18 protein-coding genes are annotated in these 22,504 nt (G+C 62.0%); 11 read left to right on the top strand and 7 right to left on the bottom strand.

The features are described from left to right. Positions 1–29: 29 nt before the first annotated feature. From QMO80_RS22930 to treZ, 3 genes are all read right to left on the bottom strand, one after another. Entirely contained in the window at positions 30–191 is a 162-nt protein-coding gene (locus QMO80_RS22930) for a hypothetical protein (RefSeq protein ID WP_167347725.1), read from the bottom strand. Between the two features lie 172 nt (positions 192–363). Further along, positions 364–2,211: a 4-alpha-glucanotransferase gene (malQ, locus tag QMO80_RS22925; protein WP_283200706.1), complete on the bottom strand. Its 1,848-nt coding sequence runs from the start codon at positions 2,209–2,211 to the stop codon at positions 364–366. A 24-nt stretch (positions 2,212–2,235) separates the two neighbouring features. Then, positions 2,236–3,996, bottom strand: a complete 1,761-nt coding sequence (gene treZ / locus QMO80_RS22920; RefSeq protein WP_283200782.1) for a malto-oligosyltrehalose trehalohydrolase — start codon at positions 3,994–3,996, stop codon at positions 2,236–2,238. Between the two features lie 201 nt (positions 3,997–4,197). Here treZ and QMO80_RS22915 point away from each other — a divergent pair, with 201 nt between their 5' ends. Together QMO80_RS22915 and QMO80_RS22910 are read left to right on the top strand one after the other, a co-directional pair. Beyond that, positions 4,198–4,479 (top strand): type II toxin-antitoxin system ParD family antitoxin, encoded by a 282-nt coding sequence (locus QMO80_RS22915; RefSeq protein WP_097628058.1) that lies wholly within the window; start codon positions 4,198–4,200, stop codon positions 4,477–4,479. A 107-nt stretch (positions 4,480–4,586) separates the two neighbouring features. After that, positions 4,587–5,069 carry a hypothetical protein gene (locus QMO80_RS22910; protein WP_143541930.1) on the top strand — a complete coding sequence of 161 codons (483 nt, stop codon included), beginning with the start codon at positions 4,587–4,589 and terminating at the stop codon, positions 5,067–5,069. 83 nt (positions 5,070–5,152) lie between these two features. Here the strand turns inward: QMO80_RS22910 and QMO80_RS22905 are convergent, their stop codons facing one another. Further along, positions 5,153–6,829, bottom strand: a complete 1,677-nt coding sequence (locus QMO80_RS22905) for a response regulator (RefSeq protein WP_283200705.1) — start codon at positions 6,827–6,829, stop codon at positions 5,153–5,155. A 10-nt stretch (positions 6,830–6,839) separates the two neighbouring features. Continuing rightward, positions 6,840–13,139 carry a HAMP domain-containing protein gene (locus tag QMO80_RS22900; protein WP_283200704.1) on the bottom strand — a complete coding sequence of 2,100 codons (6,300 nt, stop codon included), beginning with the start codon at positions 13,137–13,139 and terminating at the stop codon, positions 6,840–6,842. 224 nt (positions 13,140–13,363) lie between these two features. On the opposite strand from QMO80_RS22900, the gene QMO80_RS22895 reads away from it, so the two are divergent. The 9 genes from QMO80_RS22895 to QMO80_RS22855 all read left to right on the top strand — a co-directional run bounded on the left by QMO80_RS22895 (position 13,364) and on the right by QMO80_RS22855 (position 20,916). Next, a complete protein-coding gene (locus tag QMO80_RS22895; protein ID WP_283200703.1) occupies positions 13,364–13,816 on the top strand; it encodes a hypothetical protein in 453 nt (150 codons plus the stop codon). Between the two features lie 26 nt (positions 13,817–13,842). After that, a complete protein-coding gene (locus tag QMO80_RS22890; protein ID WP_283200702.1) occupies positions 13,843–14,124 on the top strand; it encodes a hypothetical protein in 282 nt (93 codons plus the stop codon). 334 nt (positions 14,125–14,458) lie between these two features. Then, on the top strand, positions 14,459–15,376 hold the full coding sequence (locus tag QMO80_RS22885) for a metal ABC transporter substrate-binding protein (RefSeq protein WP_283200701.1): 918 nt from the start codon (positions 14,459–14,461) through the stop codon (positions 15,374–15,376). Continuing rightward, complete coding sequence (locus QMO80_RS22880) at positions 15,373–16,272, top strand: manganese/iron ABC transporter ATP-binding protein (protein WP_283200700.1); 900 nt, start codon at positions 15,373–15,375, stop codon at positions 16,270–16,272. Before QMO80_RS22885 ends, QMO80_RS22880 begins: the two co-directional genes overlap by 4 nt. Further along, positions 16,269–17,129 carry a metal ABC transporter permease gene (locus QMO80_RS22875; protein WP_283200781.1) on the top strand — a complete coding sequence of 287 codons (861 nt, stop codon included), beginning with the start codon at positions 16,269–16,271 and terminating at the stop codon, positions 17,127–17,129. Before QMO80_RS22880 ends, QMO80_RS22875 begins: the two co-directional genes overlap by 4 nt. Next, positions 17,126–17,971: a metal ABC transporter permease gene (locus QMO80_RS22870; protein WP_283200699.1), complete on the top strand. Its 846-nt coding sequence runs from the start codon at positions 17,126–17,128 to the stop codon at positions 17,969–17,971. The genes QMO80_RS22875 and QMO80_RS22870 overlap by 4 nt, the downstream gene beginning before the upstream one ends. 124 nt (positions 17,972–18,095) lie before the next feature. Beyond that, positions 18,096–19,121, top strand: a complete 1,026-nt coding sequence (locus QMO80_RS22865; protein ID WP_283200698.1) for an ABC transporter substrate-binding protein — start codon at positions 18,096–18,098, stop codon at positions 19,119–19,121. Next, positions 19,118–20,158 (top strand): iron ABC transporter permease, encoded by a 1,041-nt coding sequence (locus QMO80_RS22860; protein ID WP_283200697.1) that lies wholly within the window; start codon positions 19,118–19,120, stop codon positions 20,156–20,158. The genes QMO80_RS22865 and QMO80_RS22860 overlap by 4 nt, the downstream gene beginning before the upstream one ends. Further along, the gene (locus tag QMO80_RS22855; RefSeq protein WP_283200696.1) at positions 20,155–20,916 is read left to right on the top strand and encodes an ABC transporter ATP-binding protein; all 762 of its coding nucleotides are present in this window, start codon (positions 20,155–20,157) and stop codon (positions 20,914–20,916) included. The genes QMO80_RS22860 and QMO80_RS22855 overlap by 4 nt, the downstream gene beginning before the upstream one ends. Positions 20,917–21,035: 119 nt before the next feature. On the opposite strand, the gene QMO80_RS22850 is transcribed toward QMO80_RS22855, so the two are convergent. Both QMO80_RS22850 and QMO80_RS22845 read right to left on the bottom strand, forming a co-directional pair. After that, positions 21,036–21,827 carry a hypothetical protein gene (locus tag QMO80_RS22850; RefSeq protein ID WP_283200695.1) on the bottom strand — a complete coding sequence of 264 codons (792 nt, stop codon included), beginning with the start codon at positions 21,825–21,827 and terminating at the stop codon, positions 21,036–21,038. Positions 21,828–21,954: 127 nt separating this feature from the next. Continuing rightward, entirely contained in the window at positions 21,955–22,422 is a 468-nt protein-coding gene (locus tag QMO80_RS22845) for an Lrp/AsnC family transcriptional regulator (protein ID WP_283200694.1), read from the bottom strand. Positions 22,423–22,504 lie beyond the last annotated feature (82 nt).

Genomic DNA, 22,504 nt, shown 5'->3' with positions numbered 1-22,504 from the left:
CCAAGGGTCGGCGATTTCTGCGAATGGCTCTACAGCTCGTCGCTGCGACGCCTCACGGCGTGCTTCAGCGCAATCATATGTCTTCGCCGTTCCAGCACATAATCGGCATAGCCGACGCAGAAGAACAGCAATGTCGGTCCGGCGTAGATGATGATCAGAGCCAATGCGATAAGGATGAATGCGGTCGTCATGATCTTGTTTCCATCATATGGGTCGTGCCGCCTTTAAAGCAGCGACAGCGGATAGGCCCTCATCTCGACATTCCCTGTCCTTTTTTGTAGAAAATTCGCCGGCTGCGTATTCGTTCCTTCCCCGATCGATTTCCATCGGCACCGCGGCAACCGACGGCTCCCTCCACCTCGATCACTCCCGCGGCCTTTCCTCCCGCATTGCCGCCGTCACGCGCTTGAGCAGCGAGACCGACGGCAGATCCTCCAGCAAAACCGATAGCTTCGGCTTCCAGTTCGGATAGCTGTCGCTGGTGCCCGGTATATTGGTCGGTCTTTTCTCGTCGGTGAGATCGGCAAGCCGCACCGATGTCAGAAGCGATGGCGTCCGCGCAATGAAACGGTAGGCGCTGACGGTCAGATCTTTCAACACCTCCCGGCTTGCCCGCGGCGTGAGCCGGGCCGGCACGTCGATGCCGGCGGCGTTGAAGACCGTTTTGAGAAATCTCCGCTCGCGCCTGCGGTGTTTGAGATGTTCTTCGGTGAGATCGGCCGGTACGATACCGTGTTCACAGCGATCCCGAATGTCGCCGCCGCGCCACCAGCCGGCAAGGGTCTGGTGGTCATGCGTCGAAATGCAGGCGAGCGCGAGGGCGGGATAGGCACCGGCAGGTTTGAAGCCCTGCTTGTCCTGTTCGTAGGAAAGGATCCGGTAGGAGAGAATGCCGGCGGCCTGCAGATCCTCCTGCAATCCTTCCGGAATCATGCCGAGAGACTCCCCGATGACGAGGCATCGATGTTCGGCGGAAACCTCGGCGAGAATCTGCAGCAGCCGATCCTCGGGATAGCGGACATAGGCGCCGCTGTCCGGCGTGGCGCCCAACGGCACCAGGAAAAGGCGGCGGATCGCCGGGGCGTGATCGATGCGGATGGCGCCAGCGTAGCGCATGGCGGTGCCCACCATGCGCCGGTAAGGCGACATCTCCCCTCCGGCAATTTCGGACGGCAGGTATCCGGCAAGGTGCCAGTCCTGCCCGTCTACGGCGAATGGATCGGGAGGGCTGCCGATCGTCGCCTTGGAGACATAGATATCGGGCTCGCTCCACGTCGCCGAGCCATCGACTGCCTCCCCGACCGCAAGATCGAGATAGAGCCCGATCCTGAGACCGGCCTTGCGCGCCCGCTCCGCCGCCTGCATCAGCTGGCGGTGGGCAAGCCATTGCAGCCACGTGTGGAAGCGAACATCATCCGCGTGCTCGCGTTCGAAATCGCCGACGGCGGCACTGTCGAAGCGCTGGAACTCGGCTGGCCACCGCTGCCAGCCGGCGCCCGCCCCACGCTCGACCATGGAAGAGGAGAGGCATTCGAACAGCGCATGCAGCCGCAGACTGTCGCCGCCTTGCGCGACAAAGGCGTCGAAATCGGCGGCATCGTCACTGACGCGGCGCCGCGGCCATCCCGACCAGAGGCCACGAAGGGCGCCAAGCTTGGTGCGCGCGACGCCGATGTAGTCGATGAGATCGGATTGGCGAAGGCGCTCCACTTGCCGTTCGAGTTCGGGACTGCCGGCAAATCCCGGCACCTGATCGACGGCGATATAGAGCGGATTGAGATGCTGGCGGCTTGAGGGTTCATAGGGGCTGCAGCGGTCGGGATCGGCGAGGAACGGCGCGTGAAGCGGATTGAGGCCGATGAAATCGGCTCCCAGCGACCCCGCCAGATCGGCCATATCGGCCAGATCCTGGAAGTCCCCTATGCCCCAGTTGCGTGCCGACCGGAGCTCGTAAAGCTGCAGGCTCACGCCCCAGACCCGTGTAGCGGACAGGAAATCCGGCAGAAACGACACCGGGATCTTCCTGCCGTCCGGCTTTGTTTTCCGCTGCGGCGCGCCGGTCCTTTGATCTACCGTCAATTCGATATTCAGTGCCGAAAGTATTTTGCGCTTGGTCGCGGCAGAAATCGCCACCTCCCTGTTCTCGGAGCTGGGCCTTGTCGGGCTGATTCCGTAGAGGCGGGCGAGCTTGTCGAGCTCAGCGGATTTCATCGTTCGACCCTTTTCCCACCGCCGTCACGCCTCGCTCAGACTCCAGATCACCGCCCAGGGCGCCAGGTCGCAGCCGTCGCTTCCGCCGACGCGGAATATCGTCTCAGCGCCGTCCCGTTGCGAGCTGAGCGCCGCCGCCTCGTTGCCGAGATTGGCGCGCAGATGAAGATGCCGGCCTTCCGCAAGGCTCCAATCCACCGCGATCGCATTTCCCGCCGAACGGTAGGCCGCGCTTCCCGCCGTCACACCTTTCAGCAAAGGAACGATCTTCCGGTGCCTGACGTCGAGCAGTGTTCTGTAGAAATCGAGTATCTCGGAGGACGCGCGTTTCGACCAATCCAGTTTGGCCGCAGCAAAGGTCGATGGCGCCGTCGGGTCGAGAAGATCGGCGGCGTCGAAGCCCGGCAGACGCGAAAGCTCCTCGCGGCGGCCTTTCCTGACCTTCTCGTTCAGCTTCTCGTCGAAATCGCAGAAGAACGGGAAAGGCTCCTCCGCACCCCATTCCTCACCCATGAACAGCATCGGTATCTCCGGCGCCAGCAGATAGATTGAAGTGACCGCCTTGACGGCGTCGGCCGGGCTCGAAGCCATGACACGATCGCCGAGCGCCCGATTGCCGATCTGGTCATGGTTCTGGATGAAGGAAATAAAGGCCGTCGGCGGCAGGTGGCTGCTCGGCCTGCCGCGGCTTGCCCCCCGATAGGCCATATGTTCGCCCTGGAACACGAAGCCTTCGGCCAGTGCCCGGCCGAGCTTGCCGGCGTCGCCGGCATAATCGGCATAATAGCCGAAGGTTTCGCCAGTGGCGGTGATATGCAGCAGGTGGTGGACGTCGTCGTTCCACTGGGCGGTGAACAGCGTCGCTTCGCCTTTTTCGTCACGCTTCAGCAGCTCGCTGTCATTCTCCTCGTTTTCGACGATCAGATGAACATGCCGGTCACCGGTCGCAGCCCTGACGCGGCGGGCAAGCTCGTGAAGCAGATGCTCGTCGCTCTCATCCTTGATCGCGTGAACGGCATCGAAGCGGAAGCCGTCGAGCCTGAATTCGGTGATCCAGTAGATGGCGTTCTCAATGACAAATTCACGGATCATCCGCGATCCGTCGCCGTCATAGTTGATGCCGTGCCCCCACGGCGTCTTGTGATGGTCGGTGAAAAGCGGCGCATAGGAAGGGATATAATTCCCGTCAGGCCCGAAGTGGTTGTAGACCACATCGAGAAACACCGAGATGCCGCGCTGATGGGCCGCGTCCACCAGCGCCATGAAGTCCTCCGGCGGGCCGTAGCTGCTGTCAGGGGCATAGGGCAGCACGCCGTCATAACCCCAGCTGTAACGGCCGGGAAATTCGCTGACCGGCATGATCTGCAACGCCGTGACGCCCAGCTCCCTGAGATGATCGAGCCGCTCGATCGCAGAGGTGAAAGTCCCTTCCGGCGTGAAACAGCCGATATGCATCTCGTAGATGACCATTTCTTCCCAGGGCCGGCCGGTCCAGTCGCGCGTCTTCCAGCGATAGGCGGAGAGGTCGACCACCTCGCTCGGACCATGCACATCCTGCGGCTGGAACCGCGAGGCGGGATCGGGAATTTCGAGGCCGTCGGGAAGAACGAAGCAATAGCGCGTACCGGCATGGGCATTCGGAACTCTGCACCGATGCCAGCCATCGTCCGCCGCCTGCATCGGCCGCGGATCGGCGCCCTCGATTTTCAACGACACGCTATCATGCAGGGGAGCCCAGAGCCGAAATAGAATACCCTCTTCAATGACTGCGGGGCCGAACGTCATGTTGGTCAAGGGAAAGCCTTCGGTGAAGTGAGGATGGATTTGGGTAACTTTTACCGGAGCAAAAAGTTTCATCCGCACGCGGACGCCATGAGCGTCTTCCTCATTCAGCAAATATTGGAAAGAGTAGTACTCCATCCCATACAGAGTAGGATTTTATCCTACCGCGTGCTATGACTGTCCTGCAAAATGGGAGTGCAGCCTATGCGTTCGACACAACAGATGAGCATCACACTCCCGGTGGAAATGGCGAAGCGCGTCAAGCAGCGGGTGTCCGACGGTGATTACGCCTCGGAAAGCGAAGTCATACGCGAGGGCCTGCGAGCTTTGCAGGAACGCGAGAATGCTGTCGAGCACTGGCTGCGAACTGAAGTCGTGGCCACCTATGATGCCCATAAGGCCGACCCTACAAGGGCCAAGCTTCTCGAAGAAGCCCGGAAGCGGCTCGAAGCACGCATGGACGAAATCGATCGGGAAGACGACTGATGAAGCGTTGCCATATGTCAAAACGCAACCAGTGGCTTGGTGAAAGCTCCGGACACTAAATTTGAAAGCCGCGCTTATGTTGTACAGCGATCAGCCGTGATGCGAAGATGACGACTATGGTCCACACTTTCAGCTTTGCCTCAATGTTTCTTATACTCGGGCTGTATACACCTGATCTGCCAGAGGACTTTTCCATAAAGTCGCTCGACTCCGTCGAAATTAAATGCCCCGGTTTTGGAAAAACTTCATCCGACGCGGTGCTTGTTGTGGAGTGCGATGGAAGCAAGCGGACGTTAAGACTCGCGAAGAGCTTAAACTTTGACGGCAGTTCCTACATTAGAAATCCAGACACTCATGCAAAGGAAATATTGTCGGAGGTCGGCAAGATTATAAATGAGGATTTAAATATAGAACGTCGCCATCTGACATTTTGCGATCCAACGGTAGACACTCTCGGCAGATGCAAGACAGTTTACACTCTGAGTGGCACGAGGGATTTTGATGAGGCGGCTTTGGCGATAAACCCCAGAGATAATAAAATGGATAGCTTTTCATACTTTCTGATCGTCTCCTGGGAGGTAGGCAAATAGAAAGTGGAAATGCTCCAACTCCACCCGTTCGGGTTCAACCTCATCCAAGATTTCGACCGCACTCCGCCGCTGCGTTTCGACCGTCACGCCGCCGCGACTTTGCCCGAGAGTGCCTTGTCCATCGCCGCCTGAAGCTGTTCCTGGGTGAAGGGTTTGGTCATCCTGAGCATCCGGCCGAGACCGTGGTCTTCGGAAAACTCGGCGTAACCCGAGGCGAGGATGATCGGCAGGCCCGGGAAGGCGGAACGAAGGTGGCGTGCAAGCTCTGCACCCGTCATGCCGGGCATCGCATGATCGGTAATGACAAGATCGCAATCCCGTCCGTCGGCAAGGAATTCCAGGGCCTGCGAGGCGGAAGACGCCTCCCGCGGCAGGTGCCCGAGATCCTCCAGCATCGCCACGGTTCCCGTCCGGACAAGCGCATCGTCGTCGACGACGAGAATGGCGAGCGGCCGTGACACCAGGTTCAAGGCTTCCGTTGCGGGAGGTTCGACCGCCGGCTGCGTCTTGACGAAGGTCTCGGCGACGGGCAGCCACAGGGATACGGTCGTGCCCTTGTCCCTCGCGCTCAATATCTGGATCGAGCCGCCGGATTGCGCCGCCAGGCCATGAACCATCGACAGGCCGAGGCCGGTGCCCTTGCCGACCCCTTTGGTGGTGAAAAACGGTTCGGCAGCGCGAGCGACCGTTGCCTCATCCATGCCCTCGCCATCGTCCGACACCGATATCCTGATGTAATTGCCGCCGGCGAGACCGGCCGGCCGAGCGTCTTCGGCCGCTGCCGCGGCAACCGTCACGGCGCCGCCGCTTTCGAGCGCGTCGCGGGCATTGACGAACAGGTTGAGCAGCGCCAGTTCCAGCTGGTTGCTGTCCACCAGAAGCGGCGCCAGATCCGCAGGAATGCGCTTGCGGATTTCGATGCGCGGCCCCACCGCCTTGGCGAGAAGATCCTCGACGTTTTCGAACAGCCTGAGGAAATCGACCGCCTGGGGCTTCAGCTCCTGGCGGCGGGCGAAGGCAAGCAGGCGCTGGGTCAGCGCCGTGCCGCGCTCGGCCGCCTGGATCGCATTCGTCAGCAGACGTTCGCTGCGTTCATCCGCCGGAAGCCGCTTCTTCAGAAGGCCGAGGCTGCCGAGCACCGCCATCAGAAGGTTGTTGAAGTCATGCGCCACCCCGCCCGTCAGGTGGCCGATCGTGTCGAGCTTCTGCGCCTCGAACAATTGCGCCAGCGCCTCCTCGCGCTCGCGCGTCCTTTGATCGATCCGGTGCTCCAGCTCCTCGTTGAGCTCCCGCAGCTGGGCGGCCGAAGCCTCGAGCTCGGCGGTGCGCTGGCGAACCCTCGCCTCCAGTTCGGTGTTCAGCCGTTCGAGTTCCCGCGTCTTCCTGTAGAGATCGGCAAAGACCCTGACCTTGGCCCTCAGCACTTCGGGCACGATCGGCACGGAGACATAGTCGACGGCGCCGACAGCATAACCGCGCAGCCGGTCGGGTTCGGCCAGCATCACCGCGGAAACGAAGATGATCGGCGTGTTCTGATAGCGCGGGTGCTGGCGGATCATGCCGACCAGTTCGAAGCCATCCTGTTCGGGCATGCAGACATCGACGAGGATTACGGCGATTTCGGTGCGCAGCAGATGCTCGAAGGCTTCGCGTGCGGATTGCGCCTTGATGAGGTTTTCCTGCAGTTCTTCGAGAATGACCTCATAACTCAAGAGCTTGGCGGGCTGGTCGTCGACGAGGAGGATGTTGACGGGGTTCATGGCCGGGTCCTCAGCGGTGCAGCCACATGCGAAGGGCCGACAGAAGCTGTTCGGTATTGACCGGCTTCGCCAGGTAATCGGAGGCGCCTGCTTCCAGGCATTTCTCGCGGTCTCCCTTCATCGCCTTCGCCGTCAGCGCCAGGATCGGCAGCCGCCGGAACCGCGGCTCCGAACGGATGACCTGCATCGTCTCGTAACCGTCCATTCCAGGCATCATGATATCCATCAGCACGATCGCCACCGAAGGCTCGTTGTTGATGACGTCGATGGCCTCGCTGCCGGTCGTCGCGGTCAGCACCCGCATGCCCCGGCGTTCGAGAACGCTGCTCAGCGCGAAGATGTTGCGGGCGTCGTCGTCGACGAGCAGCACGGTTTCGCCGACGAGATCCTCATCCGAGCTGTGCAACTCCTGCAGGGTCGCCTGTTTTGCAAGCGGCAGGTCGGCGACGACCCGGTGCAGGAACAGAGCGGTCTCATCGAGAAGACGTTCCGGAGACTCGACGCCCTTGACGACAACGCTTCGGGCCATGCTGTGCAGCGTCGCGTCCTCCTCGGGCGAAAGCTCCCGCCCGGTGAACACCACCACCGGCACCTCGCCGATCTCGGCGTCGTCGCGTATCTGCTCCAGCACCTCGAAGCCGGACATGTCAGGAAGGGATAGATCGAGCACCACGCAATCCGGAGGATCTTGTCTGAGGGCGGCAAGCGCTTCCGATCCGGAGCCGACGCTGGTGATGTCGATGTCGTCATGTCCGAGAAGGGCAGTGACGCTCAGCCGCTCGGCCTCGTTGTCTTCCACCAGCAGCAGATGTTTGCGGCGCGGTTGGGCATAGGCTTTCAAGCGCGACAGCGCCTTGCCGAGGCCCTCGGGCGTCGTCGGCTTGCTCATGAAAGCGAAGGCGCCGCGGGTCAGCCCATGCTGACGATCCTCGTCGAGGCTGATGATCTGTACCGGGATATGCCGCGTCTGCGAATTCTGCTTGAGCTGGCTCAGCACCGTCCAGCCGAGCATGTCGGGCAGGAAGATGTCGAGCGAAATCGCCGCCGGCCTGTAGTCCTGGGCGAGTGCCAGCGCATCGCTGCCGCGCATCGCCACCAGAACCTTGAATCCGTTGTCGCGGGCGAGATCGACCAGGACGCGGGCGTAATGCGGATCGTCCTCGACGACCAGCAGCACCGAATCGCCGGCCACTATCCGATGGCGATCGTCTTCGACATGTTCGGCAGGCTTTTCGGCTCGGCGGCTTGCGGCCGCCTCGGCGAATTCCACGACATTGGCCGATGGAGCGGGCTTCGGCGCAACCGCGCCGGCACCGACATAGGTGAGCGGCAGATAGAGGACGAAGGTGCTGCCGACGCCAGGGGTGCTGCGCAGCTGGATCTCGCCGCCCAAGAGGTTTGCCAGTTCGCGGCTGATCGCCAGGCCGAGGCCGGTGCCGCCATATTTGCGGCTCGTCGAGGCATCGGCCTGCTGGAAAGCCTCGAAGATGATGCGTTGTTTTTCCGGCGGAATGCCGATGCCGGTGTCGACGACTTCGAAGGCGATGACCGAAGGCGCGTGCCGGAGCGACGGATGATCGGGCGACCAGCCGTTCGCCGCCAATGCGACACGAAGCGTCACGCCGCCCTGAGCGGTGAATTTGAAGGCGTTCGACAGCAGGTTCTTGAGGATCTGCTGCAGCCGCTTCGAATCGGTGATGATGCTCTTCGTGACATCGGCGTCGACATCGACCGCAAATGACAGGCTGCGGTTTTCGGCCTCGTGCCGGAATGGCCGGGCCATCACCTCGAGCAGATTGCTGACGAAAATCTCCTCGGCATCGACCGAGACCGTTCCGGACTCGATCTTCGACAGGTCGAGGATATCGCTGATGAGGTTCAGGAGATCGGTCCCGGCGCCGTGGATCGTCTTGGCAAATTCGACCTGTTTGCCCGACAGATTGCCGTCGGGGTTTTCGCCGAGCTGCTGGCCGAGGATGAGGATCGAATTCAAAGGCGTGCGCAGCTCGTGCGACATGTTGGCAAGGAATTCGGACTTGTACTTCGATGTCAGCGCCAGCTCGGTCGCTTTCTCCTCCAGCGCGCGCCGGGCCTGCTCGATCTCCTGGTTCTTCGCCTCGACTTCGACGTTGCGTTCTTCGAGCTGCTGCGCCTTCTGCCCGAGCTGCTCGTTGGTCTGCTGCAGTTCGCGCTGCTGCGTCTGCAGCTCGGCGGCGAGTTTCTGCGACTGCTTGAGCAGGCCTTCTGTCTGCATCGTCGCTTCGATCGAATTGAGGACGATGCCGATCGACGTCGTCAGCTGGTCGAGGAAGGACAGCTGCAGCTCGGTGAATTCGCCGGCGGAGGCAAGCTCGATCACCGCCTTCACCTGCCCCTCGAAATGCACCGGCAGCACGATCGCGCTTCGCGGCAGGGTGGTGAACACGCCGGAGCTGATCGGAACGACATTGTCGGGAAGGTCGGTGACAAGAATCCGGCGGGCGTCGCTGGCGCATTGGCCGACAAGTCCCTGGCCGAAATCGAGCCGCAGCGGATGTGCCGCCTCGACCCCTTGCGCATAGACCGATAACAGCGACAGGAACGGCTGTTCCTCATCGGCATCGACCTGGTAGATCACCCCCTGGTGCGCGCCGACGAGCGGCGCCAGCTCCGACAGCATCATCTTGCCGACCAGCGTCAGGTCGCGCTGGCCCTGCAGCATGTTGGTGAAGCGCGCCAGATTGGTCTTCAGCCAGTCCTGCTCGGTGTTGCGCTCGGTGGTCAGGCGCAGGTTGTCGATCATCGTGTTGATATTGTCTTTGAGCTCGGCGACTTCGCCGCGCGCATCGACCTTGATCGAGCGCGTCAGGTCCCCCTTGGTGACGGCGGTCGCCACCTCGGCAATGGCGCGCACCTGCGTCGTCAGGTTGGCGGCCAGCAGATTGACGTTGCCGGTGAGATCCTTCCAGGTGCCGGCCGTGCCCGGCACATTCGCCTGGCCGCCAAGGCGGCCCTCGACGCCCACTTCGCGCGCCACCGTCGTCACCTGATCGGCGAAGGTCGCCAGCGTATTGGTCATGTTGTTGATGGTTTCGGCGAGCGCCGCCACCTCGCCCTTCGAGGCGACGGTGAGGTTCTGCTTGAGGTCGCCGTTCGCCACCGCCGTCACCACCTTGACGATGCCGCGCACCTGCTCGGTCAGGTTGGCGGCCATGACGTTGACGGTGTCGGTCAGGTCCTTCCAGGTGCCGGCCACTCCAGGCACCTGCGCCTGGCCGCCGAGCTTGCCTTCGGTGCCGACTTCGCGCGCCACACGCGTCACTTCGCCGGCAAAGGCGTTGAGCTGGTCCACCATCGTGTTGATGGTGTTTTTCAGTTCGAGGATTTCGCCCTTCACGTCGACGGTGATCTTGCGCGACAGGTCGCCGCGCGCCACGGCGGTCGTCACCTCGGCGATGTTTCGCACCTGGGTCGTCAGATTGGCGGCAAGCAGGTTGACGTTGTCGGTCAAATCCTTCCAGGTGCCGGCGACGCCCGGAACGACGGCCTGACCGCCGAGCCTGCCGTCGGTGCCGACTTCGCGGGCCACGCGCGTCACTTCGCCGGCGAAGGAGCGGAGCTGATCAACCATGGTGTTCAGCGTGTCCTTCAAGAGCAGGATTTCGCCGCGCACGTCGACGGTGATCTTGCGCGACAGGTCGCCATTGGCGATCGCGGTCGCCACCTCGGCGATATTGCGCACCTGCGCCGTCAGGTTGCCGGCCATCGAGTTGACGCTGTCGGTCAGGTCCTTCCAGGTGCCGGCAACACCGGAGACCTGCGCCTGGCCGCCGAGCTTGCCTTCGGTGCCGACTTCGCGGGCGACACGCGTCACCTCGCCGGCAAAGGCGTTGAGCTGGTCCACCATGGTATTGATCGTGTTCTTCAGCTCGAGGATTTCGCCCTTCACGTCGACAGTGATCTTGCGCGACAGGTCGCCGCGCGCCACGGCGGTCGTCACTTCGGCGATGTTGCGCACCTGGCCGGTCAGGTTGGAGGCCATGGAATTGACGTTCTCGGTGAGATCCTTCCAGGTGCCGGCGACGCCGGGCACCTGCGCCTGACCGCCGAGCTTGCCTTCGGTGCCGACTTCGCGGGCGACGCGCGTCACTTCCGAGGCGAAGCGGTTCAGCTGATCGACCATGGTGTTCAGCGTTTCCTTGAGTTCCAGGATTTCGCCCGAGACCGACACGGTGATCTTCTTCGACAGGTCGCCATTGGCGATCGCGGTCGAGACCTCGGCGATGTTGCGCACCTGCGCCGTCAGATTGCCCGCCATGGAATTGACGCTGTCGGTCAGGTCCTTCCAGGTGCCGGCGACGCCAAGCACGTTCGCCTGGCCGCCGAGCCGGCCTTCCGTGCCGACCTCGCGCGCCACGCGCGTGACTTCACCGGCAAAACCGTTCAACTGATCGACCATCGTGTTGATGGTTTCCTTCAGCTCGAGGATTTCACCTGACACGGTGACGGTGATCTTCTTGGAAAGGTCGCCCTGGGCGACGGCGGTCGCGACTTCGGCGATGTTGCGCACCTGCCCCGTCAGGTTGGAAGCCATGGAATTGACGCTGTCGGTCAGATCCTTCCAGGTGCCGGCGACGCCGCGCACATTGGCCTGGCCGCCGAGCCGGCCCTCGGTTCCGACTTCGCGTGCGACGCGGGTGACTTCCGAGGCGAAGGCGTTCAACTGATCGACCATCGTATTGATGGTTTCCTTCAGCTCCAGGATCTCGCCCTTCACGTCGACGGTGATCTTCTTCGACAAGTCGCCATTGGCGATCGCGGTCGAGACTTCGGCGATGTTGCGCACCTGCGCCGTCAGGTTGCCGCCCATCGAGTTGACGTTCTCGGTCAGATCCTTCCAGGTGCCGGCGACGCCGCGCACATTGGCCTGGCCGCCGAGCCGGCCCTCGGTGCCGACTTCGCGGGCGACGCGGGTGACTTCCGAGGCAAAGGCGTTCAACTGGTCGACCATCGTGTTGATGGTCTCCTTCAGTTCGAGAATTTCGCCCGACACCGTCACCGTGATCTTCTTCGACAGATCGCCATTGGCGATCGCGGTCGAGACCTCGGCGATGTTTCGCACCTGCGCGGTGAGGTTCGAGGCCATGGAATTGACGTTGTCGGTCAAGTCTTTCCAGGTACCGGCAACACCCGGCACCTGCGCCTGGCCGCCGAGCCGGCCTTCGGTGCCGACTTCACGCGCCACGCGCGTCACCTCGCCGGCAAAGCCGTTGAGCTGGTCGACCATCGTGTTGATGGTTTCCTTCAGTTCCAGGATTTCGCCCGAGACGTCGACGGTGATCTTGCGCGACAGGTCGCCGCGGGCGACGGCCGTCGTCACCTGGGCGATGTTGCGCACCTGGGCTGTCAGGTTGCCGCACATGGCATTGACGCTGTCGGTCAGATCCTTCCAGGTGCCGGCGACACCCGGCACCAGGGCCTGGCCGCCGAGCTTGCCCTCGGTGCCGACCTCGCGGGCCACGCGCGTCACTTCCGAAGCGAAGGAGCGCAGCTGGTCGACCATCGTGTTGATGGCTTCCTTGAGCTGCAGGATTTCGCCGCGCACGTCGACGGTGATCTTCTTGGAAAGGTCGCCGTTGGCGACGGCGATCGTCACTTCAGCGATGTTGCGCACCTGCGCCGTCAGGTTCGACGCCATCGAGTTGACGCTCTCGGTCAAGTCCTTCCAGACGCCGGTCACTTCGGGCACCTGCGCCTGGCCGCCGAGCTTGCCGTCGGTGCCGACCTCGCGGGCGACGCGCGTGACCTCGGAGGTGAAGACGCTCAGTTGCTTGATCATCGTGTTGACGATATCGGCCGAGCGGAGGAATTCGCCTTTGAGCGCCCGGCCGTCGACATCAAGCGGCACGGTCTGCAGCAGGTCGCCCTTGGCGACCGCGGTGATCGTGCGGGTGACGGCCGTCGTCGGCCACAGCAGATCGTCGATCAGGCCGTTGATCGATCCTTCCATCTCCGACCAGGAGCCATCGGACAGGCCGAAGCGCACCCGCGTGCTCGTTCGCCCGTCCCGGCCGACGACCTGGCCGACATGTTCGAGCTGCTGCGCCATGCGCTGATTGCCGGCGATGATGTCGTTGAGGGCATCGGCGATCTTGCCGGTGACGCCGGTCAGATCCGACCGCATCCGCACGGAAAAGTCGCCGCGCCGGACCGCGACGAGGACCTCGAGGAGCGCGCTGGCATCGTCGAACGCCATGGTTTTGTGGTCGTGGCCGTTGAGGCTGTTTGCGGCGACATTATCGCGCGCACGTTCACTGGTTTGATTGCTCACGAAAATCCCCCTCTTCGACGACTGGTAATTTAGTGCTCAACGCAGAAAATGGTATGGGCCATTCCGCATACAGCCTATCATCATTCGTCATTCAAAATGAACTTGACAGCTGCATGAATCCAAAGCGCCCGCCGAAAACCGTTTTGCCGAGATTTGCGGTTTTTCGGGCAGGCGGGAACAGTTGTGCGCCGGCCGTCGTTTCCGTCCTGACAATGGAGAGCGACATGTCGAACGTCTCGAGGACAGGCAAGGAAGAGATCAACAACGCCACCAGCCCGAACACATTCGGAAAGTCGGTCGAGAGCCAGGCGCAAATGCAGGATGCGGCGTCGCAAGCCTCGCCCGAAACGGGCGGCGAGATGCTGAATATCTACCGGCTGGAACCGATTGCCGCGCCCGACGATCCGAGATGGGACAATGCCCCCGGCCACGGCATCGTCGTCGTGGCCGCCAGAACGCCCGGCGATGCCAGGATCGTCGCCGCGGCGCGCGAGCTCGACTTCATGGAAGTGGATGCTGCTCCCGCCGAGGATGTGACGACGGCCAATGCCAGTGCCTTCCGCGACGACAAGCTCTATACTGTCATCGAGATCGACCGGAACAGGCGCGACATCAAGCGTGGCATCGTCGAGGGTACGGTCTCGGTCGACACGATCCGGTCGGTCGAACCGGATTAGAGCTTGCCTCTTTCATTGGAGTTCTCATGAATACGGCCAATCTGCAGCTCAAGGGCCTGATCATGGCGCTGGCGTCGATCTGCGACGCGATCGTCGAGAAGGAACTGCTCACCCGCCAGGAGCTCAATGCCGCGCTGTCGAAAGCCATGAAGGCCGTCGAGGACGACGACGACCATGAGCTGTCGGACGCCAACCGCGCCGCGATCCTGTTTCCTATCCGCGTCTTGCAGCTTGCCGAGCAGGCCGCCGGCAAAGGCGATCAGCTGACTTTTTCGGACTATGCCAAGCTCGTGGGAAAGCTGAGCTGACACTATTCGAGGGATTTGCCCTTAAGGCTGCCCACGTCGGGGCGGGCCGCTTCGAGCCCGCCACGGTGTATCGGCACGCCCGTCCTCTCCTTTACTACATCCCCGGGCGCATATGACCCGGGCAAGGCGCCGTGCCGTTCGACATCGGCGTCTCCGGACAATTTTCGGTTTGCTCGCTTTCAAAATCCTTATTGCAATTCATTCGCAATTGCAGAATAGATAACAACGAGGCTCATCGGCAATAATTGCAAATGCGTCGCATTTTTATCAGTGAACTTGTCGCCGGCCGTCGCTGTGCGCCGAACGGTTTGATGAAGCAATGAAGGGAATATTCATGTTGAGTTACATGAGACGCAGAGTCGTAAGCGGGCTGGTTGCCGTCGCCGCACTCGGCCTGATGGCCGGCGGTGCCGCCGCGCAGGAGAAGTTCAAAGCGGTGACCACCTTCACCGTCATTGCCGACATGGCAAAGAACGTTGCCGGCGATGCAGCGATCGTAGAATCGATCACCAAGCCCGGGGCCGAGATCCACGAATATCAGCCGACGCCCGGTGATATTCAGCGGGCGCAGGGCGCCCAGATCCTCCTGTCGAACGGCCTCAATCTCGAACTGTGGTTCCAGAAATTCTACCGAAACCTGAAAGATGTTCCCGACGTCGTGGTCTCCACAGGCGTCGAGCCGATGGGCATCAGCGAAGGCCCCTACAGCGGCAAACCCAATCCGCATGCCTGGATGTCGCCGAAGAACGCGATCATTTATGTCGACAACATCCGCGATGCCTTCGTCAAATACGATCCTGAGAATGCCGAGATCTACAAGGCCAACGCCGAGGCCTACAAGAAGGAGATCGAGGCGACCATCGCGCCGATCCGCGAGAAGCTGAATAGCATTCCCGAGGACAAGCGCTGGCTGGTATCGAGCGAAGGGGCCTTTTCCTATCTCGCCCGCGACTTCGGCCTGAAGGAACTCTATCTGTGGCCGATCAATGCCGATCAGCAGGGCACGCCGCAACAGGTCCGCAAAGTCGTCGATGCCGTCAGAGCCAACAAGATCCCTGCCGTATTCAGCGAGAGCACGGTGTCGGACAAGCCGGCCCGGCAGGTCGCCCGTGAAACCGGCGCCCGGTATGGCGGCGTGCTCTATGTCGACTCCCTGAGCGAAGCCGACGGCCCCACCCCGACCTATATCGACCTGCTGCGCGTCACCTCCGACACCGTCGTCAAGGGGCTTGCCGAAGGCCTGTCGCAATGAACGGTATCGCTTCCCCGGTTTCCCCCGCATCTTCGGATGCGGGGGCGGGCATCTGCGTAAAGGATGCCACGGTTACCTATCGCAACGGCCACACGGCGCTGCGCGACGCCAGCTTCCAGACACCCACCGGCACCATTACCGCGCTCGTCGGCGTCAACGGCTCCGGAAAATCGACTCTGTTCAAGGCGATTATGGGCTTCGTGCGCCTCGCCAGGGGCGAGATTTCCGTGCTCGGCATGCCGGTCGAACAAGCGCTGCGGAAAAACCTCGTCGCCTACGTGCCGCAATCGGAAGAGGTCGACTGGAATTTTCCGGTGCTGGTCGAGGACGTCGTCATGATGGGGCGCTACGGCCATATGGGGATGATGCGCATTCCGAAAGCGGCCGACCACGACGCCGTGTCCAAGGCGCTCGCCCGCGTCAACATGAGCGAATTCCGCAAGCGCCAGATCGGCGAGCTTTCCGGCGGCCAGAAAAAGCGCGTCTTCCTTGCTCGCGCGCTGGCGCAGGACGGCCGCGTTATCCTGCTCGACGAACCGTTCACCGGCGTCGACGTCAAGACCGAAGAGGCCATCGTCAAGCTGCTCCGCTCTCTGCGCGACGAAGGCCGGGTGATGCTGGTCTCGACGCACAATCTCGGCAGCGTGCCGGAATTCTGCGACCGCACGGTGCTGATCAAAGGCACGGTGCTGGCCTACGGACAGACGGACGAGACCTTTACCCAGGAAAACCTCGAGAGAACCTTCGGCGGCGTGCTTCGCCACCTCGTGTTGAATGGCTCCGGCAGCAAGCCATATCCCGTCGGCATCATCACCGACGACGAGAGGCCGCTGGTCCTCAGGGAGGGCAAGCTGCTCGCGCCTGTCCCGGCGAACGCAAGCGGAGAGCAAGGCTGATGGCCGTCTTTCTCGAACCGTTCACCTATGACTACATGCTGAACGCCATGTGGGTATCGGCTCTTGTCGGCGGTGTCTGCGCCTTCCTCTCCTGTTATCTGATGCTCAAGGGCTGGTCGCTGATCGGCGACGCCCTCTCGCATTCCATCGTGCCGGGTGTCGCCGGCGCCTACATGATCGGACTTCCCTTCTCGATCGGCGCATTCTTCTCCGGCGGCCTTGCCGCCGCGGCGATGCTCTTCCTCAACCAGCGCACCAAGCTGAAGGAAGACGCCATCATCGGCCTGATCTTCTCCTCCTTCTTCGGGCTCGGCCTGTTCATGGTATCGCTCCGACCAACCGCGGTGAACATCCAGACGATCGTGCTCGGCAACATCCTCGCAATCACCCCCGAGGACACGCTCCAGCTCGCCATCATCGGCTTCGTTTCGCTCGCCATCCTGCTGGTGAAATGGAAGGACCTGATGGTCGTCTTCTTCGACGAGACCCACGCCCGTTCGATCGGGCTCAATCCGACGCGGCTCAAGATCATGTTTTTCACGCTGCTGTCGGCTTCGACGGTCGCGGCGCTCCAGACCGTCGGCGCCTTTCTGGTCATCTGCATGGTGGTGACGCCGGGGGCGACGGCTTACCTGCTGACGGATCGTTTCCCACGGCTGCTCGTCATCGCCGTTGCGATCGGGGCGGCGACCAGCTTCATCGGCGCCTATGTGAGCTATTTCCTCGACGGCGCGACGGGCGGCATCATCATCGTCCTCCAGACGCTGATCTTCCTTGCCGCCTTCCTCCTGGCGCCCAAGCACGGAATGCTGGCGAGCCGGCGCAGGGCCGCTCAAGCGCTGGAGCCATCCCCGTGAGTGGTCTTATGGCCCTGCTGGCGCCGTTCCAGTTCGATTTCATGATCAACGCCCTGATCATCTCGGTGCTGATCGCCATCCCCACAGCGCTGCTCTCCTGCTTCCTCGTGCTCAAAGGCTGGGCGCTGATGGGAGACGCCATGAGCCATGCCGTCTTCCCGGGCGTGGTCATCGCCTATATCGCCGGCTTTCCCTTAGCGGTCGGCGCCTTCGCGGCCGGGATGGTCTGCGCGCTTGCCACCGGTTTCCTCAAGGATAACAGCCGCATCAAGCAGGACACGGTGATGGGCATCGTATTTTCGGGCATGTTCGGCTTCGGCCTAGTCCTCTATGTGAAGATCCAGTCCGAGGTGCATCTCGATCACATCCTCTTCGGCGACATGCTCGGCATCGGCTTTCCCGACATCGTGGAGACTGGAGCCGTTGCAGCGCTAACGGCCGTCATCATCGCCGTCAAATGGCGTGACCTGCTGCTGCACGCCTTCGATCCGGCGCAGGCAAGAGCGGTCGGGCTGAGGGTGAAGCTGCTTCACTACGGCCTGCTCTGCCTGCTTTCATTGACGATCGTCGCAGCGCTTCGGTCGGTCGGCATCATTCTCGCCATCTCGCTGCTGATCGCACCAGGCTCCATCGCCTATCTGCTGACGCGCCGCTTCAGTACGATGCTCGCTTTTTCGGTCGCAATCGCGGTGATCACTGCCTTTGCCGGCGTTTATCTCTCCTTCTTTATCGACAGCGCGCCGGCCCCGACCATCGTTCTTCTGTTCGCGATCGCCTTCATTGCAGCCTTCCTGCATGCCACGCGCAAAACCGCCCGCATCGAAACCGGAGAAGCAAGCTGAGGAGCGACTGTCGATCAACGACCACCTGTCGATTTTGCGATAAGTTGATTTATTCAGTCTTGTTTTCAGGCTGCTCCTGAGGCTATACCCCGGCCGCAGACACTCACGCACCGGGGATTTCTTCGTGACCAGCCTCAAATCAATTCTGGCCGCCTGCGGCCTCTCCGCCCTGATCGGCCTTGCCGCAAATCCGACGCTGGCCGGTTCGACAGCCTACCCGCTGACGCTCGAAAACTGCGGCGCTGCGGTGACATTCAAGCAGGCGCCCGAGCGAGCGATCGGCCTCGGCCAGAACAGCGCGGAAATCCTGCTGCTGCTCGGCCTTCAGGACAAGATGGTCGGCACCGCCTTCTGGCCGAGCAAGGTTCTGCCGCAGCTCGCCGAGGCCAATGCCAAGGTCAAGCTTCTCACGGTCGAGATGCCGACTTTCGAATCGATGCTCGCCGAAAACCCCGATTTCGTCGCGGCAGCGCTTCCGAGCCTGGTCGGCCCGAACAGCAAGGTCGCCAAGCGCGAGGATTTCGACAAGGTCGGCGTGGCGAGCTACCTTTCGCCCAGCACCTGCCTCAGCACCAAGGACGTCAAAGACCAGTACGGCAGCCGCGCCGAGCTGTGGAACATGGATCTCCTCTACAAGGAGATCGACGAACTTTCGCAGATTTTCGACGTCGCCGATCGCGGCCAGGCGCTGATTGCCGACTTCAAGGCGCGTGAAGCCAAACTTCGCGAGAGCGTTTCCAAGGATGGCAAGAACCTGTCCTACGTCTTCTGGTTTTCGAGCCCCAGCCCGTCGGCCGACGCCTATGTCGGCGGCAAGAACAGCGCCTCCGGCTTCATCGCCGACCTGCTCGGCGGACACAATGCGATATCAGCGGAAGCGGAATGGCCGACCGTCGGCTGGGAAGGCATCATCGCCGCCAATCCCGACGTCATCGTCGTCGCCAGCCTCGACCGCAATCGCTGGGAACTCGATAAGCCTGAGGCGAAGATCAACTTCCTGAACACCGATCCGGCCGTCAGCCAGACCCCTGCCGTCAAGAACAAGGCGCTCGTCGTCATGGACGGCCAGGCCATGAACCCGACGATCCGCACGATCTACGGCGCCGAGCAAGTGGCCGAGCAGTTGAAGGCTCTCGGTCTGTTGAAGTGACGGACGCAGGCCGTCTCTTCCGGCAGCTGGGAGCGGTCACCGCACTGCTGCTCGCCTCCCTCTGCCTCATCGCTGTCGCCATCGGCATCAGCGTCGGGATCGGCGACCTGCCGATTCCGCTCGCGACCACGTTTTCGGCCGTCACCAATCGGCTCGGCTGGACCGCCGTCGAGCTGAACCGCATCCACGAGACGGTCATCTGGGATTATCGCCTGAGCCGCGCGCTGGTCGCCGCCTTCTGCGGCGCGGGGTTGGCGCTGTCGGGCGCCATCATGCAGTCGCTGCTGCGCAACCCGCTTGCCGAACCCTATGTGCTCGGCATCTCCGCCGGGGCCTCCACCGGCGCCGTGGCGATCGTCATCCTGGGGCTCGGCGCGGGCGCGGTGTCGCTGTCGGCAGGCGCCTTTGCCGGCGCCTTCGCCGCCTTCTTCTTCGTGGCGCTGCTGTCGAACGGCACGCGCGGCGGCGCGGACCGCACCATCCTTGCCGGCGTCGCCGCCTCGCAGCTCTTCAACGCCTCGACCTCCTATATCGTCACCACCTCGGCCAATGCGCAGCAGGCCCGCGACGTCATGTTCTGGCTGCTCGGCAGCTTCAGCGGCGTGCGCTGGCCGGAATTCGCGCTGGTCTCGGTCGTCGTCGGCTTCGGCCTTGCCGCCTGTCTTCTCTACGCCCGCGTGCTCGACGCCTTCGCTTTCGGCGACGAGGCGGCATCTTCACTGGGCGTCAATGTCGCCCGCGCCCGCATGGCGCTCTTCGCGCTGACAGCGATGATGACGGCGACGATCGTCAGCATGGTCGGCTCGATCGGCTTCGTCGGCCTCGTCGTGCCGCATGTCGCCCGCTTCGTCGTCGGGCCGCTGCATATTCGCCTGCTGCCGGCCTGCGCCATCGCAGGGGCGATCTTCATGGTGCTCGCCGATATCGCCGCGCGCGCCCTCATTCCCGGCCAGATCCTGCCGATCGGCGTCGTCACGGCGCTCGTCGGCGTTCCCTTCTTCTCGATCATCCTCTACCGGTTCCAGCGCGCGTCATGAGCATCAAGGCCGACAACCTCACCTGGAAAATTGGCAGGAAGACCATTCTGGACGGCGTTTCGATGGAGGCGCAGCCCGGCCGCATGCTCGGCCTGCTCGGTCCGAACGGCTCCGGCAAGACTTCGCTGCTCAGGCTTCTCGCCGGCCTCAAGCGGCCGCATTCCGGCCGCGTCACGCTCGACCGCAGCGATATCGGCAAGATCAGCCGCCGCTCGATCGCCCGGCGCATCGCCTTCGTCGAGCAGCACGCCACGACCAACGCCAATCTGAAAGTGGTCGACGTCGTCAAGCTCGGAAGGTTTCCGCACCGCTCCATGTTCTCGGGCTGGACGAGGGCGGACGAAGAGGCGGTCGAGGCAGCGCTCGTCCGCGCCGGCATGGCGGAGAAGCGCGACGACCGCTGGCAGAGCCTGTCGGGCGGCGAAAAGCAGCGCACCCACATCGCCAGGGCGCTCGCCCAGTCGCCGCAGGAACTGATCCTCGACGAACCCACGAACCATCTCGACATCCAGCACCAGATCGGCCTGATGCGGCTCGTCTCCGGCCTGCCGATCACCAGCATCGTCGCCCTGCACGATCTCAACCACGCCGCCATGTTCTGCGATGCGCTTGTTATCATGCAGCAGGGCAGGATCATCGCCTCCGGCGCGCCTGAGGAGGTGCTGAGCGAAAAACTCCTGCGCGAGGTCTTTTCCATCGAGGCGCGCGTCGAAGCCTCGCCCTATCATTCGCGCCCGCATATCCACTATCTCAAGTGAGAGCGGCTAGAACAGGATAATTTTAGGCCCGATTGGCCTAAAATCTGAATCCTGTTCTAAATTAAAGAGTTAGAGCATTATGTCGTCCGAAAACCGCTCACACTTTTCGGCATCATGCTCTAGTCCACGCAGGTCGACTTTGCCGCGTCCAGGCGAACGTTCTGCACGAATACCTGCAATGCTGGCCACATTTCCCAATAGTAACGATTCAGCACTGGATCAACATGGTCGAGAACGGGTTGAGGCAGGCCCAGAATCGCGGCCATATCGATTTCAAACGCGCTCATGTCGCCGAACGGTCGCTTGAAATTGACCACGGGCGCCGGATAGCCTTCACCGGCGACAATCGAGATGATCTGGCTGTCCGGCCACTCGAATCTCAGGTGGTGCAGGAGTTGGCGATGCTGGCGGGTGAATTGAAAATAGCCGTCTGGCTCAAGGCGTGGCATTTCTGCCAGATATGAACTAATCCGTGCGCCCGGCAATCCAGCGAGATCGTTCCGAAGTCGGCGTTGCATCGTCGCATTATCGAGATGGTCGAGGTGATATTGTCCGTCCGCTAGCCCGCAATTCGCAAGAGCCCAAGTCAGCAGCGTCGAGACTTCGCGGTGAAATCGGGCGATAGCAATTCGATCACTCGTGCCGATGATCGGGCCGAGGTCAGCGGCCACATCGTCGCTGCCATATGGAGCGAGCGGATTGACAACAGGCCCCCCGCTTTCGATCGAAGTATTCCACGCAAACTGCAGTTTCCGCAATGCCTCGATGTGCCGAGGTGTGATGGTCAGCGCGGGATCTTCCGGATCGGCGTAGATCTGATGCTCGGCGTGCCGCTGCCAAACGATCCAGGCCGGCCAGGAAAGCACAGCCACGATCAGCGCGAGCCAAAAAGGCCGCCGCTTGAATGCCATTTAAGAGTTCTCCCGGTATCAATACGCAGAGATCATGACGTCTTGGCTATCGGGTCTTGGTAGGCTCTGGCAAGTTCGGTATGCGTGCCGCTCTGCTTGGTGCGGCAACTTCCATGCGCTGACACGCTCACGTCACGATCTGCAGCGGCAGAGCGGTCGTCTTCTTGATCGTCTTCAGGACGATGCTCGATTTGACATTGGCCAGATTGTCGGTGACCCGGATCATTCTTTCGAGAAACTGGCTGAGATGGTCGAGATCGCGCGTCATCACCTTCATCAGAAAATCGGCGTCACCGGTCTGCGAATAACATTCCAGGATCTCCGGCGCGGTCTCGATGAAGCGATGTAGCCGCTCGTTTCCGCCTTCCGTGTGCGCGCGCAGACTGACGAGCGTATGGGCGACGACGCTGAAACCCAGTTTCGCGGGATTGAGGATGGCGACGACGCTCTGGATATATTGCTCCTTGCGCAGCCGTTCCAAACGGCGCGCGCATTGGGTGGCGGAAAGATTGACCTTCTGCGACAGCTCGCCCTGAGTCATCTCGCTGTTTTGCTGAAGCGCGGCGAGCAATTTGATATCGAACTGGTCAAGCATGGATCACCCGAGATGAGGGGAATTTCGGCACAGTATAGCCGTCTAACGCAGAATGTCTGCATGGATACACTGAAACAGGCAG

It is taken from the genome of Rhizobium sp. BT03 (genome assembly GCF_030053155.1).
Classification (GTDB): Bacteria; Pseudomonadota; Alphaproteobacteria; order Rhizobiales; family Rhizobiaceae; genus Rhizobium.
Note: the sequence above shows the minus strand (reverse complement) of the source record. Positions and strands in the feature narration are given on the sequence as shown.

Bases quoted from the DNA above. Each gene is read 5' to 3' on its own strand.
- QMO80_RS22845 (WP_283200694.1), bottom strand. From the start codon at position 22,422: ATGCTTGACCAGTTCGATATCAAATTGCTCGCCGCGCTTCAGCAAAAC.
- QMO80_RS22850 (WP_283200695.1), bottom strand. From the start codon at position 21,827: ATGGCATTCAAGCGGCGGCCTTTTTGGCTCGCGCTGATCGTGGCTGTG.
- QMO80_RS22855 (WP_283200696.1), top strand. From the start codon at position 20,155: ATGAGCATCAAGGCCGACAACCTCACCTGGAAAATTGGCAGGAAGACC.
- QMO80_RS22930 (WP_167347725.1), bottom strand. From the start codon at position 191: ATGACGACCGCATTCATCCTTATCGCATTGGCTCTGATCATCATCTAC.
- QMO80_RS22905 (WP_283200705.1), bottom strand. From the start codon at position 6,829: ATGAACCCCGTCAACATCCTCCTCGTCGACGACCAGCCCGCCAAGCTC.
- QMO80_RS22910 (WP_143541930.1), top strand. From the start codon at position 4,587: ATGACGACTATGGTCCACACTTTCAGCTTTGCCTCAATGTTTCTTATA.
- QMO80_RS22895 (WP_283200703.1), top strand. From the start codon at position 13,364: ATGTCGAACGTCTCGAGGACAGGCAAGGAAGAGATCAACAACGCCACC.
- QMO80_RS22890 (WP_283200702.1), top strand. From the start codon at position 13,843: ATGAATACGGCCAATCTGCAGCTCAAGGGCCTGATCATGGCGCTGGCG.
- QMO80_RS22915 (WP_097628058.1), top strand. From the start codon at position 4,198: ATGCGTTCGACACAACAGATGAGCATCACACTCCCGGTGGAAATGGCG.
- malQ (WP_283200706.1), bottom strand. From the start codon at position 2,211: ATGAAATCCGCTGAGCTCGACAAGCTCGCCCGCCTCTACGGAATCAGC.
- QMO80_RS22880 (WP_283200700.1), top strand. From the start codon at position 15,373: ATGAACGGTATCGCTTCCCCGGTTTCCCCCGCATCTTCGGATGCGGGG.
- QMO80_RS22885 (WP_283200701.1), top strand. From the start codon at position 14,459: ATGTTGAGTTACATGAGACGCAGAGTCGTAAGCGGGCTGGTTGCCGTC.
- treZ (WP_283200782.1), bottom strand. From the start codon at position 3,996: ATGACGTTCGGCCCCGCAGTCATTGAAGAGGGTATTCTATTTCGGCTC.